General features: G+C 66.3%; 9 protein-coding genes and 5 pseudogenes. 4 read left to right on the top strand and 10 right to left on the bottom strand.

Going from position 1 to position 13,349, the window contains the following annotated elements:
• Both EV657_RS20080 and EV657_RS22395 read left to right on the top strand, forming a co-directional pair.
• Positions 1–89 (top strand): annotated as a pseudogene (locus EV657_RS20080) (IS5/IS1182 family transposase); the annotation flags it as partial.
• A gap of 239 nt (positions 90–328) precedes the next feature.
• Positions 329–1,408, top strand: a pseudogene (locus tag EV657_RS22395) (ParB/RepB/Spo0J family partition protein); the annotation flags it as partial.
• A 102-nt stretch (positions 1,409–1,510) separates the two neighbouring features.
• Here EV657_RS22395 and EV657_RS22400 read toward each other — a convergent pair.
• From EV657_RS22400 to EV657_RS20105, 5 genes and pseudogenes are all read right to left on the bottom strand, one after another.
• A pseudogene (locus EV657_RS22400) lies at positions 1,511–1,963 on the bottom strand (ATP-binding cassette domain-containing protein); the annotation flags it as partial.
• 371 nt (positions 1,964–2,334) lie between these two features.
• Positions 2,335–3,414 carry a sensor histidine kinase gene (locus EV657_RS20090; RefSeq protein WP_134079574.1) on the bottom strand — a complete coding sequence of 360 codons (1,080 nt, stop codon included), beginning with the start codon at positions 3,412–3,414 and terminating at the stop codon, positions 2,335–2,337.
• Positions 3,404–4,102 (bottom strand): response regulator, encoded by a 699-nt coding sequence (locus EV657_RS20095; RefSeq protein ID WP_113670816.1) that lies wholly within the window; start codon positions 4,100–4,102, stop codon positions 3,404–3,406. Before EV657_RS20095 ends, EV657_RS20090 begins: the two co-directional genes overlap by 11 nt.
• Positions 4,099–7,209, bottom strand: coding sequence for a multidrug efflux RND transporter permease subunit (locus EV657_RS20100; protein ID WP_134079576.1), 3,111 nt, complete (start codon positions 7,207–7,209; stop codon positions 4,099–4,101). Before EV657_RS20100 ends, EV657_RS20095 begins: the two co-directional genes overlap by 4 nt.
• An 18-nt stretch (positions 7,210–7,227) precedes the next feature.
• On the bottom strand, positions 7,228–8,367 hold the full coding sequence (locus EV657_RS20105) for an efflux RND transporter periplasmic adaptor subunit (protein ID WP_134079577.1): 1,140 nt from the start codon (positions 8,365–8,367) through the stop codon (positions 7,228–7,230).
• Positions 8,368–8,451: 84 nt separating this feature from the next.
• Here EV657_RS20105 and EV657_RS21985 point away from each other — a divergent pair, with 84 nt between their 5' ends.
• The gene (locus EV657_RS21985; protein WP_208323329.1) at positions 8,452–8,790 is read left to right on the top strand and encodes an ATP-binding protein; all 339 of its coding nucleotides are present in this window, start codon (positions 8,452–8,454) and stop codon (positions 8,788–8,790) included.
• Between the two features lie 134 nt (positions 8,791–8,924).
• Positions 8,925–9,359, top strand: a pseudogene (locus tag EV657_RS20115) (IS5 family transposase); the annotation flags it as partial.
• A 19-nt stretch (positions 9,360–9,378) separates the two neighbouring features.
• Here the strand turns inward: EV657_RS20115 and EV657_RS20120 are convergent.
• From EV657_RS20120 to EV657_RS21990, 5 genes and pseudogenes are all read right to left on the bottom strand, one after another.
• Positions 9,379–10,707, bottom strand: coding sequence for a HipA domain-containing protein (locus EV657_RS20120; RefSeq protein WP_113670813.1), 1,329 nt, complete (start codon positions 10,705–10,707; stop codon positions 9,379–9,381).
• Positions 10,707–10,961, bottom strand: a complete 255-nt coding sequence (locus EV657_RS20125; RefSeq protein ID WP_075787570.1) for a helix-turn-helix domain-containing protein — start codon at positions 10,959–10,961, stop codon at positions 10,707–10,709. The genes EV657_RS20120 and EV657_RS20125 overlap by 1 nt, the downstream gene beginning before the upstream one ends.
• Positions 10,962–11,180: 219 nt before the next feature.
• Positions 11,181–11,369: pseudogene (locus tag EV657_RS20130) on the bottom strand (baseplate megatron protein TIM-barrel domain-containing protein); the annotation flags it as partial.
• Between the two features lie 17 nt (positions 11,370–11,386).
• Positions 11,387–13,102 (bottom strand): recombinase family protein, encoded by a 1,716-nt coding sequence (locus EV657_RS20135; RefSeq protein ID WP_134079579.1) that lies wholly within the window; start codon positions 13,100–13,102, stop codon positions 11,387–11,389.
• 31 nt (positions 13,103–13,133) lie between these two features.
• Positions 13,134–13,349, bottom strand: a 216-nt coding sequence (locus tag EV657_RS21990) for a hypothetical protein (RefSeq protein ID WP_208323331.1), incomplete at its 5' end; no start/stop codon positions are given.

The raw sequence follows: 13,349 nt of genomic DNA on the forward strand, positions 1-13,349 counted from the left end.
CGACCCGCTACGACAAGACCGCTGAGAGCTTCCTCGGCTTCATTGACATCACGTCGATCCGTCTCTGGGTCCGCCATTTGTCAACATGACCTAGGCGTCTACGGAAGGTGAGTGAAAAAACTCTACCTCTTTCCGGGTTTTCGTATTGCTCTTGAACATCCATCGGGAGGGGAAAGCCTTCCCCTGCGGCCGAGCCTGTCGTCTCGGCCGGCCCCTTCTGCGGGGACACCCCGCAACGCCCCCTTTGAGAGTGAGAGTGCGGACCGGTTTGCCGTGACGGGTTGAGGGCTGGAGGAGAGGCCTCCGGCGCCCGTCGCGGAGACACGCGATGTCCAGACAGACCCGCAAATCCGGCGCCAGGGGCGACCGGACCAACCTCTATTCCGAAATTACCGACAAGATCATCGCCGAGCTAGAAGCCGGTCGGGTGCCATGGGTCCAGCCCTGGGGTACGGCCGCCGCGAAGGCCGGCGTCTCGATCGAAGAGCTGGCCGAGGACATCGCCCGCCGCGGTCTCCTGCAGAGCCTCAACGTTCGACCGGTTCTCGATGCCGATGGCACGGAGACCGGCGTGTTCGAGATCCCCGCTGGCGGTCGCCGCTACCGGGCGCTCGAACTTCTCGTGAAGGCCAAGCGCCTCAACAAGACCGCGCCGGTGCCCTGCGTGGTCCGCGAAACCGGGACCGAAATCTCGGCTGAAGAAGACTCGCTCGCCGAGAATGCCCATCGCGCGGCGCTTCACCCCCTCGACCAGTTCCGGGCTTTCAGGACGCTGCGCGATCAGGGTCTCACCGAGGAGGAGATCGCCGCGCGCTTCTTCGTCTCGACCGCCATCGTCAAGCAGCGGCTCAAGCTCGTCACCGTCTCGGAGACTCTGCTCGATGCCTATGCCGAGGACGAGATGACCCTCGATCAGCTCATGGCCTTCACCGTCTCCTCCGACCACGCGCGCCAGAAGCAGGTCTGGGAGTCGATCCAGCATAGCTGGTCGAAGGAGCCCTATCAGATCCGCCGGATGCTGACGGAGAACACCGTCCGCGCCTCGGATCGCCGCGTCCGCTTCGTCACCATCGAGGTCTATGAGGAGGCCGGCGGCATCGTCCTGCGCGATCTGTTCCAGGACGACGACGGGGGCTGGATCGAGGATGTCCCGTTGCTGGAGCAGCTCGTCGCCGACAAGCTGAAGGCCGAAGCGGAGGCCATCGCCGGCGAAGGCTGGAAGTGGATCGAGGTCGCGGCCGACTTCCCCTATGGCCACACCCAGGGCCTTCGGTCGATCACCGGGACGCCGGTCGATCTGACCGAAGACGAGCGCGCCCGGCGTGAGGCGCTGCGCAACGAGCTCGACGACCTCGAAGCCGAATATGCCGAGGCCGACGAACTGCCCGACGAGGTCGATGCACGGCTCCAGGGCCTGCGGCATCGCGCGTTCGGTGCGGGTATCGAGCGCGCTCGTCGCCTCGTCCAGCAGCAGGATCGGCGGGTCGCGCAGAATGGTGCGGGCCAGCGCCAGGCGCTGCTTCTCGCCGCCCGAGAACCGGAAGCCTCCCTCGCCGACCAGGGTGTCATAGCCCTCGGGCAAGGCCGCGATATGGTCATGGATCTGCGCCACCTTCGCGGCCGCGATCATATCGGCCCCGGTCGCCTTGGGGCAGACAAAGCGCAGGTTCTCGGCCACCGAGGCATTGAGCAGATAGGGCTCCTGCGACACGACCCCCAGCATCTGCGACAGCGTCGCAAAGCCGAGATCGCGCAGATCCACCCCGTCGAAGCGGATCGCGCCAGCGTCGACATCGTAAAGCCGCGCCAGAAGGTAGCCGAGCGTGGTCTTGCCCGAGCCCGTCGGCCCGACGATGGCGACATGGCTGCCCGCCGGGATGGTCAGGGTCACATCATCGATCGTCCGAAGGGACTGGCCCGCATAGGCAAAGCTGACATGGTCCAGCTGCACCGCGCCGCGCATGTCGGACCGGGGGATGGTCACCGGATCGGCGCGCTCGGTGATCTCGACCGGCTTGTCGAGATATTCGAAGACCCGGGCAAAGAGGGCAGATGCGCGCGCTCAGAACGATCTGAAGCGCGCCGATCCCGGCCGAGGCCAGCGCCGCCGCGATCATGCCGCCCGCCAGCCAGGCCAGCAGCGAAAGATCCTGTTGCGGCAAGGCGATGTCGATGATCGCCCGCAGCAGGAACGGCCCGGCCAGACCGATGGCCGATGCAAGGATCATCAACGCCACCACGGCCCCGATCCGCGCCCGGTAGGGGACGAACAGCCGCAAAACGCGCCGTATCGACACATGCCGCGCAGCCAGATCGTCGTAATGCCCGGGATCGTCAGTCATCGGTCTGTCCGGCATGCAAGGCGCTTTTCGGCAGGCGGAGTTCCACGGTCAGCCCCGGAGGCGGCTGCGGGATGATCCGCGCCTCGCCGCCATGGGCGCGGGCGATGGCGCGCACGATGGGCAGGCCGAGGCCCGAGCCGCCCAGACTGCGCCCGCGCGAGGCATCGGCCCGCCAGAACCGGTCGAAGGCGCGCGCCCGGTCTTCGGCGGAAAGCCCGGGCCCGGTATCCGAACAGCGAAAGACCACCGCGTCACCATTGGCGCGGGTCTCGACATGGACATGGCTTTGCGGCGCATAGCGGCGGCAGTTTTCCAGCACCGCGACGCAGGCCTGGCGCAGCCGGGTCCGGTCAGCCTCGATCCGGGCCGGGGCAAGCGCGCGGGTCACGGTGATGCCCGCCGCGGCCAGGTCCGCCTCCAGCCCGTTCAGCGCGGCGCCGACCTCCTCGGCCAGATCGAACCGGTCCCGGATCAGCTCGAGCTGGCCCGCATTGCTCAAGGCCAGCGTGCGCAGCTCCTCCACAAGGGCCGAGAGATGATCGACATGCTCGATCAGGCGCGCATAGAGCTGTGGCGTCGGATCGAAGACGCCATCCGACATGCCCTGCAGGCGGCCGCGCAGGATCGTCAGCGGGGTGCGCAGCTCATGCGCGATGGCCGAGTTGGAATAGGCCAGCTCGGCCTCGGCGCGTTCGAGGCGCTCGGCCATGGCGTTGAAATCGGCAAGCAGGTCCGCGGCCTCGCGGAAACTGCCCGACGGCAGGTCGGCCCGTGCCGAGAAATCGCCGGTCGCGATCCGCCGCGCGGCCGCCGCCACCGATTTCAGCGGCTCGACGATGCGCCGCGCCAGCCGCCAGCCGATCCCCGAGGCGGTCAGCAACCCGAACGCCAACAGAAGCAGAACCATGACGGTGTCGGCGGTCCGCCACCCCGCGAGGTCATCGCTGTCGGGATAGATCCAGTCGTAGATGAACAGGAAATAGGCCATCAGCCCCAGAGAGACGACGAGCGTCGCAATCAGCGTCAGCGCGACCATCGTCTTGGTGATCCGGGCGTTCAGGTTACCGGACATGGGGCATATCCAGGCGGTAGCCGATCCCGCGCACGGCTTCGAGCATGCCATCCGCCTCCGCCGCCGCGAGCTTGCGGCGCAGGTTGCTGACATGGCTGTCGACGGTGCGATCCAGCGCGGCCCCTTCGGGCAGGCAGGCATCGACCAGTTCTGCCCGGCCGAAGGCCCGCCCCGGAAAGCGCGCCATATGGGCCAGGATGCGGAATTCGGTCGGGGTCAGCTCCAGCGGGAGCGGCCCGGCAGCCGCATCGATGACAGCGCGGTAAGCTTGCGGGTCGACCGTCAGCGGCCCCAGCCGCAACAGGTGATCCGGCCCCCGTCCCATCGTGCGGCGCAGCACGGCGCGGGCGCGGGCCACCACTTCAAGCGGGTTGAAGGGTTTGACCACGTAATCGTCGGCCCCGATCCGCAGCGCCTGCAACTTGTCGAGATCCTCGGCCAGGGCCGTCACCATGATGACCGGCGTCTCGCCCCGACGCCGGATCGCGGCCAGCACCTCGTAGCCGTCCTGTCCGGGCAGCTTGATGTCCAGCACCACCAGGTCGGGGCGCAGGCGCTGATGATGGGCCAGCCCGGTCGTGCCATCGCGGGCGCAGATCACGCGAAAGCCCTCGCGCGCGAAATAGGTCTCGAGGATCTCGGCGATCTCGGGCTCATCCTCGACGATCAGGATCAGGGCATCGGTCATGGCGCGGTCTTTCGCAGCTTCTCCCGAGCCAGTCCGCGAGTCAGGCGGCTGACAGTGACATAAAGCACCGGCACGAAGAAGACGGCCAGCATCGTGGCCGAGACCATGCCGCCGAAGACGCCGGTCCCGATGGCATTCTGGATCTCGGATGCGGCGCCTTGTGCCAGCATCAGCGGCACGACGCCCAGGATGAAGGCCATCGAGGTCATGAGGATCGGCCGCAGACGCAGCCGCGCGGCCTGCAGGATCGCCCGGTTCAGCCCCATGCCCCCGGCCCGCAGGTGGCGGGCATATTCGACCATCAGGATCGCGTTCTTGGCAGACAGGCCGATGATGGTGACGAGTCCCACCTTGAAGAACACGTCATTATCCGCACCGCGCAGCAGAACCGCGGTCACCGCCCCCAGAAGCCCCAGGGGCACGACCAGCATCACCGCGAAGGGCACCGACCAGCTTTCGTAAAGCGCCGCCAGCACCAGGAACACCACCAGCATCGAGGCCGCCAGCAGCATCGGCGCCTGACTGGCCGATTGCCGTTCCTGCAGCGATTGTCCGCTCCATTCGACGGCAAAGCCCTGCGGCAACGCCCCGGCCAGCCGCTCCATCTCGTCCATGGCCGCGCCGCTGGACACGCCGCTGGCCGCCTCGCCCGAGATCTGCGCGGCCGGATAGCCATTATAGCGATCCAGTTGCAGCGCCGTGCTTTCCCAGACCGGGGTCGCCACCTCGGACAGGGGCACCATGCCGCCCTCGAGGTTGCGCATCTCCAGCCGCAGCACGTCCTCGACATGCATCCGGGCGGGGGCATCCGCCTGCACGATCACCTGTTGCATCCGCCCCTGGTTGGGGAAGTCGTTCACATAGGTCGAGCCGATGGCGGTCCCGATCGTCTCGCTGATCGTGTCGAAGCGCAGCCCGAGGGCCTGGGCCTTTTCCCGGTCGATCTTCAGCGCGATGCTCATGCCGTCGGGCAGGCCCTCGCTCATCACCCCGCTCAGCAGCGGGCTGGCCTGCGCGAGGGCGATCAACCGGTCCTCTGCCGCCTTCAGCGCGGCGGGTCCGGCATTGGCCCGATCCTCCAGCCGCAACGAAAAGCCCGAGGTGGTGCCCAGCGATTCGATGGCCGGAGGCTTCATGATCATGGCCATCCCCTCGGGGATATCGGCCATGGCGGCCTCGGCGGCGGCGATTTCCTCGTCGACGCTGGTCTTGCGCGCGCTCCAGTCCTTCATGCTGGTGAAGGCCTGCGCCGCATTCGGCCCCGATCCCGAGAAGCCGAACCCGAGGATCACGGTATTCTCGGTGATGTCGGGACGGGTGGCGGTATGGGCCTCATAGGCGGCGATCACGGCCCGGGTGCGCTCTGCGGTGGCGCCGGCGGGCAGTTCGAACATGGCCATGAAGCTGCCCTGATCCTCGTCCGGAACGAAGGAGGTCGGCAGGCGCATGTAGCCCGCCGCCATGACGCCGATCAGCACGGCATAAAGCACCAGCATCCGCCCGCCGCGCCTCAGCGTCCAGCCGACCCAGCCGGTATAGCGCCGGGTCATCCTGTCGAAGCCGCGGTTGAACCGGCCGAAGAAACCGCGCGCCTCGCCATGCCCTGTCACCGGCCGCAGGAGCGTGGCGCAAAGCGCCGGTGTCAGGGTCAGCGCAAGAAAGGCCGAGAACAGGATCGACACCGCCATCGACAGCGTGAACTGGCGATAGATCGCGCCGACCGATCCGCCCGCCAGTCCCATCGGGATGAAGACCGCGGACAGAACCAGCGTGATCCCGATGATGGCGCCCGAGATCTCGCGCATCGCCTGCTGGGTCGCGGCCCGGGGCGAGAGCCCCTGCCGCGCCATGATGCGTTCGACATTCTCGACCACGACGATGGCATCGTCGACGATGATGCCGATGGCCAGGACCATGCCGAACATCGTCAGCACGTTGATCGAATAGCCCGCCAGCGCCATCACCGCGAAGGTGCCCAGAAGCGCGACAGGTGCGACGATGGTCGGGATCAGCGTATAGCGGACCTTCTGCAGGAACAGCAGGATCACGAGGAAGACCAGCACCATGGCCTCGATCAGCGTGTGGATCACCTTGGTGATCGAGACCTTCACGAATGGCGCGGTGTTGTAGGAGATCGAAACCTCGATATCCTCGGGCATGGCAAGGCGCAGCTCGGCCAGCCGCTTCTCGATCGCGGCAGAGGTGCTGACGGCATTGGCGCCGGGCGACATCTGGATGGCGGCGGCGGCGGCGCCCTTGCCGTTGCTGCTGACGCTGAAGGCCATGGTCTGCGCGCCAAGCTCCAGCCGGGCGACATCGCCCAGCACGAGGCGCGCGCCGTCGGTATTGGCGCGCAGCGTGATCCCGGCAAAGGCCTCGGGCGTGGTCAGCTGACCCCGGATGGTAAGCGGGGTCGAAACCCGGGTGTCCGGTACCGTCGGTTCATCGCCGACCCGGCCGGGCGTGGCCTGGGCGTTTTCGCGCGCGATCGCCCCGGTCACATCGGCCATGCTCAGGCCATATGCGGAGAGCTTCGCCGGATCGACCCAGACCCGCATCGCGCGTTCCGAGCCGAATTGCTGCACGCGCCCGACACCGGGGACCCGCTTGAGTTCCTCGGCCAGATTGCGGGACAGGTAATCGCCAAGGCTCAGTTCATCCGTCGCCCCGCTGAGCGACCTGAGCGTGATGACCATCAGGAAGCCCGATTCTGCCGCCTCGACCCCGAGACCTTCGCGCCGCACGGGGGCGGGCAGCAGGGCCTCGGCATTCTTCAGCCGGTTCTGCACTTCTACCTGCGCCATCTCGGGGTCGGTGCCGGGTTTGAACGTCACCGTGATGCTTGCGCCGCCGGTCGAGTCGATGCTGCTCTCGTAATATAGCACGTTCTTGACGCTGGAGAGTTCCTTCTCGATCGGACGGACCACGCTGTTGCTGACCGTCTGCGCATCGGCCCCGGCATAGGTCGTGAAGATGCTCACGCTGGGCGGCGCAATGTCGGGGAACCGCGCCACCGGCAGGCGCGGGATCGCGACGATCCCGGCAAGCATGATGAAGATCGCGATCACCCAGGCAAAGACCGGGCGCAGGATGAAGAACTGGGACATTCCCTCTGCCTTTCGGGATCAGGTTTCGGCCGGGCGGGCGTCGACCGATACCGCGACCCCTTCGGGCACGCGGTTCTGCCCGCGGATCGCCACGACCTCACCGGGCGCCAGGCCCGAGACGATGATGATGCGGTTGCCGATGCGCGCGCCCGGAACCACGTCGCGGCGCCGGGCCTTGCCCTCCGGCGAGACGACGACAAGCTGCGCCCCGCCGCCCGCGGTGTGCAGGATGGCGTCCTCCGGGACCAGCAGCGCGTCGGGAACGGCGCCGCGGGGAAGCTTCGCGCGCACGAACATGCCCGGCAGCAGCGCAAGCTTCGGGTTCGCGGTCTCGATACGGACGCTGACATAGCCCGTGCCCGGATCGACGATGACGTCCGAGGATTTCAGCACGCCGGTCAGGGGCGCCGCCCCGTCACGGTCTCGGATGATCCGGATCGGTCCCAGCCCCTCTTCGGCCGCCATCAGGACCGCGTCCAGGTCGTCTGCCGGCAAACGCAGGTCGACATAGACCTTGTCCAGGTCCTGCACCACCGCCAGGGCCTTCTCGCCGCCGACCGTGACCAGCCCGCCGACATCGGCCAGCCCCGCCGCGACATAGCCGCCGATCGGAGAGCGCAGCGTCGCGAAATCGAGGTCGAGGCGTTTGTGTTCCACCGCGGCGCGCGCTTCTGCAACACCGGCCGTCGCAAGCCGCAGTTCGGTATGGGCGGTATCGTTGCTCTGCTGGCTGATGGCCTTCCTGGCAAGCAGGGCATCCGAGCGTTCGACCGCGCGACGGGCATGGGCCTCGGCGGCTTCGGCACGCATCAGCGCGGCTTCCGCGAGGGCTAGATCGGCTTTCAAGGGTGCCGGATCGATGCGGAACAGGACCTCGCCCGCCGAGATCCGCGTTCCTTCCTCGACGCGCCTTTCCAGGATGAGACCGCCGATCTGCGGACGGATCTCGACCCGCCGGGCGGCCGAGACCCGGCCGGAATACTCGGTCGCGAGCACGATCGGTTCGGGCCGGATCGTCTCGACGGTCACCTGGACCGCCATCTCGGTCCCGCTCATCTCCGCCGGGGCCGCATCGGGGCGATCGGCAAGCTGGAACAGTGCAAGGGTCCCGGCCATCAGGCCGAGGAACGAGAGGATCAGGATGTTTCGGTGTGCCATGTTGCGTCCCGTCGGTTTCACACTGCAGCCAACTGGCATCGGCCGATGGACTAACCGCCGAGGTTTCGTGGAGATATCGTGGAGATGTTCCCTCTGCCTGTTCGTCGGACTACTGCGCGACGGGTGCTCACACACCCCACCCACGACGCGCTCTGCACGCTGAAGCTCGACGGCAAGGCCGAAGCCTTTGCCGAATTGCTGTCGGAAGATCACGGCCGTGATCTCGATCCCGCCACCTGGATCGGGCTGATGCTCGATCGTGAAAAGGCCAGGCGCAACACCCGCCGGTTCCAGACCGGGCTGCGCGCCGCCGCCCTGCGCCACGGCGACGCCTGCATGGAGGACGTGAACTACCGCATCGCGCTGGACGGCCCATCGATGCGCAAGGACCGCAGCGATGCCAAGAAAGAGTATGAAAAATGACCTGCCCAGACCCCACGGGTTGCCCACAGGACCCTCCCGCGCGCCCGGCACCTCCAGCCGCGCGGGCGGCGCGGCGCCCGGCGCGCGGGTCCCTCCCGTGGACAACCCTCCGTTCCGAAATCGCCCTTGTGCGTCAAAAATGGGGGCGCGGGCGCCAGATCGGGCGCACAAAAGGAGGCATGAACACCAAGTTGCACGCCGTCGCGGATGCGAAGGGGCGGCCAATTGGGTTCTTCATCTCCGCCGGACAAGTCAGCGACTACACCGGCGCTGCGGCTCTGCTGGGCAGCCTGCCGAAGGCGGGGTGGTTGCTCGCCGACAGGGGTTATGACGCTGGCTGGTTCAGAGGAGCGTTGAAAGACAAGGGGATAAAGGCCTGCATCCCGGGCCGGAAGTCCCGCAAGAAGGCGGTAAAATACGACAAGAGGCGTTACAAGCGCCGCAACCGCATCGAGATCATGTTCGGCCGCCTCAAGGACTGGCGACGGGTTGCTACCCGATACGACCGATGCCCGCAGACTTTCTTCTCCGCTATCGCCCTTGCCGCAACAGTCCTCTTCTGGCTCTGAAACTCAATGAGTCTGGACCCTAGGCGTCGCCGCTTTCAGCATAAGCTTCCACCGTCGCGAGACATCGCCCGAGACGCTCCAACACCGGCCCCGAGATCCTCTCCGGGAAATCGCCCGGCAACCCGACTTCGACCTCAGCGAGGGCTGGGCGACCGATCTCCACGATCTCGATTGTGGCGTCCCGGATCACCCGGATGGGCACGCGCGCCGCGCGGGCGGTCTGGGTGAAATGCCGCGGATGGATCTGGTCCATCCGGTAGTGGCGCGCGTTTCCCACCGACATCGCCATCTGGATGTCCTTGTGGCGAAAGTTGTTGCGCAACTCGGCAGGCGCCGCGGTGAGGACATCGTAGAGCGGCGTCATCCGGAACCCGCCGCCCGGCAGGTTGAAGATCGAATAGTTCTTCGCGTGACCGTCGGTCGCGAGAAGCATCCAATTCAGGATCTGCGCCTTGAGGAACAGATTCTGGTCCGAAAGCGGGTTTTCCGAGGCTGCCAGCAGCTCGAGGCAATCGCGCATCGAGGGGCCACCATGGTCTTGGTATTTTAGCCCGGATTCGAAACCTGAGGCCTGCAGAAAGTCCTCCTGGGGAAGTCGCACGATCCCGCCCTTCGCGCGCGGGGCCCGGTCGAAGCGCTCGATGACCAGGACCCGTTCATCCTCGAAGCGCGCCATTTCCACGTTGTTCGCCTCAAGCCCGAAAGCCTGCAGGATCTTCAGGCACAGGTATTCGTTCTCGACGCTTTCCGAGAGGTCGAGGCCGCGCTGGGTCACCCCGATCGGGCGCTTGAAGATATGCGTGGTGGGCGTGAGGCCGCGCGGCTTCACCCAGTTGTCCCCCTGTTTCAGGTAGGCCGTCTTCTCCTGGGCACCGGCGAGCGAAATGCGCAACGGCTCATCCTCTTCCGCGATCCCGAGCGGATCGCGCGCCAGGTGGCGCAGCGTTTCGGCAATCTGTGCCTCGCTCTGCACTTCCCCCTCGATGACGAAGGGATCTCCCGGATCCTGGCCATGCGGCACGAACTGCATCGCGCCCACGCAATCGCGCCCGATCGCCGCCAGCAGATCATGCGGCCTGTCGCTCCGCGCCTCGGTCCGCTCCGCGATCATCCGCCGGATCGGCGCATTGTCGGGGAGGAGGTTCTCGAAAACCGCGTTCACATGCCTGCCGCTTTGCGACCGCGCGACCAGGGGCAATTGCCGCGATAGCGGAAAGGCATGCTCCCAGTCGAGCCATTCCCTCTCGTACTGGAAGCTGACGCCGCCCGACGGGCTGTAGCGGTAGTATCCCGTGAGCCGGCCATTCACCCAGACATCCAGGGTTCGAGTCTGCGGCGCGCGCCCCATCAGAAAATGTCCTCGACGCGCGAGGACGCACCAGCCCGGTCCGTGACAGCGAGGTCCAGGCCCAATGCCGCGGCCACTCGCAGAATGGTCGTGATCTTGGCCTCATGCGCCGCGGTCTCGATACGCGAGATCTGCTTCGCGTCGACCCCGCTCATCGACGCCAACTCCTGCTGCGACAGGCCATGCAGGTCGCGATGGCGCCGCACGAGGCTGCCGAGTTCCTTCAGATCCCGAAACGGCTCTGGTTTTTGCAAGACGCTCTCCACACCACGCGACGCACCTTTGGCTTTTATACCATGCGGTGCACCATTTCAAATTATACCATGCATGGTATTTTCGGGTTTCTTACCATAGATGGTAAACTATTGTCGTCCCTGAAAGCGAAACGAGCGAGAGGGTAAGATCGAGCGAGCCCGGTTCATGCCCTGGGAAATCCGTCTCGCCGGAAGGAGATGTGCTCACGAGAAGCAGGGTTCGACGCCTCCGAGACGGTTGTAGTGCGGGTTCGACCACCAGGCGCGCAGATCCTTGTATCGAAAGACCCATGGCTTACTGGCGGCACCGTCGGTGATCGCGGTCCCGAACTGCGCGGATCGGTCAGCCGCGCTGGCATAGAACCAGTCGAAGCCTTCGCCGCCCGCAATGTTCGCCTGCAGATATGCGAATCGGCGGTGTGTTATCATGCGAGCATGCACCGCAGTTGAGGCAAGGGACGACGGTTGTGAGCCCCCGCAACCAACACTAATTCTCCAATGCTATCAATGCCTTCCAGCCGATCCCCTTCCGGGGTGTCGGCCATTCTCGCCTGCGTCAGGGCCTTCGCACCTGTCGCAAGACGCAGAAGACCCGCCAGCGCCCCGTGAAGCTCGATCGTCAGGCCTTCCCCCTCCGCAGCCGGTGTCAGAACGATCCGGTCCACAAGCGCCCGAAGCGCCTCCTTCGCCTCTTCCATCCCCGCGGCGTCCCCGAGACCGCGGATCAATGCGCCCACCCGGTCCCGGTAAGTCAGCGCCATCGACGGATGAAACCGGACGGGACCGGAGGCCGGGGCCGAGGAAAGCGCCGCCTCCAACTCTCTGCGCCGCGCATCGAGCGCCAGCATCCGGTCCTTTACCTGCTCCGCCGGGATCCCGGCCACAATCGCGTCCACAAGCTTTGCGTGGCTGCCTCTCACGCGCGCCAGCTCCTTTTCCAGGTTGCCTCGACCGGCCAGGGCCGCGTCCTGCAGCCGGTTGCGCTCAGCCGTGTATTCCTTGCAGAACGCTTCCACCAGACCGGGATCCATCAGGTGGTGTTCCAGCGCATCCAGGACCCGGCGCTCCAGATCCACGCGCTTGATCGTCCGCATGTTGGTGCAGATCGCGCTGCCCTTGTTGCGGGCCCGGGAGCAGCCGAAGGCGTCCTGGCTGACCTTTGCGAATCCGCCGCCGCAGCAGCCGCATTGCATCAGGCCCGAGAACAGGAACCTCGGCCGCCGCCGGTCCCCTACCGGAACCCGCGTCCCCTTGGAAATCAGCGCCCCTTGGCGGCTACGTACCGCCTGCCAGAGCTCATCGTCGACGATGCGCAGTTCGGGGACCTCCGTGATCTCCCACTCCTCTTCCGGGTTCATCCGGCTGACCCGCTTGCCGGTCATCGGGTCCTTGGCATAGCTCAGCCGGTTCCAGACCTGCCTGCCCACGTAGAGCTCGTTGTTCAGGATGCCGGTGCCGCGTTCGCGGTTCCCGTGGATGGTCGACGCGCCCCAGCTGCCGCCGCGCGGGCCAGGAACCCCTTCCCTGTTCAGCTGTTCGGCGATCTTCTTCGGTGAGCGCCCCTGGGCATAGTCTCGCAGGATGCGCTCGACCACGGCGGCTTCCTCCGGATCAATCTCGCGATCGCCCCGGATCCGCTCGCCGGTCGCGTCGAAGGCCCGGACCGCGCGGTACCCGAAGGTCAGACCGCCGGCAGACTTCCCGGCGATCGCCCGTCCGCGCAGTCCTTCCCGCGTCTTCTTCGCCAGGTCCTTGAGAAAGAGCGCGTTCATGGTGCCCTTGAGCCCGATATGCATCTCTTCGATCTCACCCTCGCTCACGGTCTCGATCGGGATCCTGACGAATTGCAGCTGCTGGTAGATGCTCGCGATATCCGCCTGGTTCCTTGACAATCGATCAAGCGCATGGGCCAGGACGATGTCGAAGGTCCGTGCTTCTCTCGCATCTTGCAGGAGCGACTGGATCCCCGGCCGCATCAGACTCGCACCCGATGCCGCACGGTCGAAATAGACCTTCACCACCTCATATCCCTGGCGATCTGCCTGGGTGCGGCAGGCCCGGATCTGATCTTCGATTGACGCATCACGCTGCAGCTCTGTCGAATAGCGCGCGTAAATCGCCGCGCGACGGGGCGTGGGCATGGCGGATCTCCTCCGTGATCTTCGGATGGGGTCAGTCTTCCCGGAACGTGTCAACATGGTCGGCCCCTGCCGCTTCCCGGGCAATGGACCGGATGAAGGCAAGCAACCGGGCGTGATCCCCATCGAGCCGCGTCCCGGACACGGGCCTGACAGGCGGCGGGACAGGCAGCTGTTCTGCCCTGTCCTGCCCGCCGTCTGTCCGCTTGCCCGCCATGACATGCCTTTCCCGGTCCCGCACGCGAAGGTC

The sequence above is a fragment of the Rhodovulum visakhapatnamense genome (assembly GCF_004365965.1).
Taxonomy (GTDB): Bacteria; Pseudomonadota; Alphaproteobacteria; order Rhodobacterales; family Rhodobacteraceae; genus Rhodovulum; species Rhodovulum visakhapatnamense.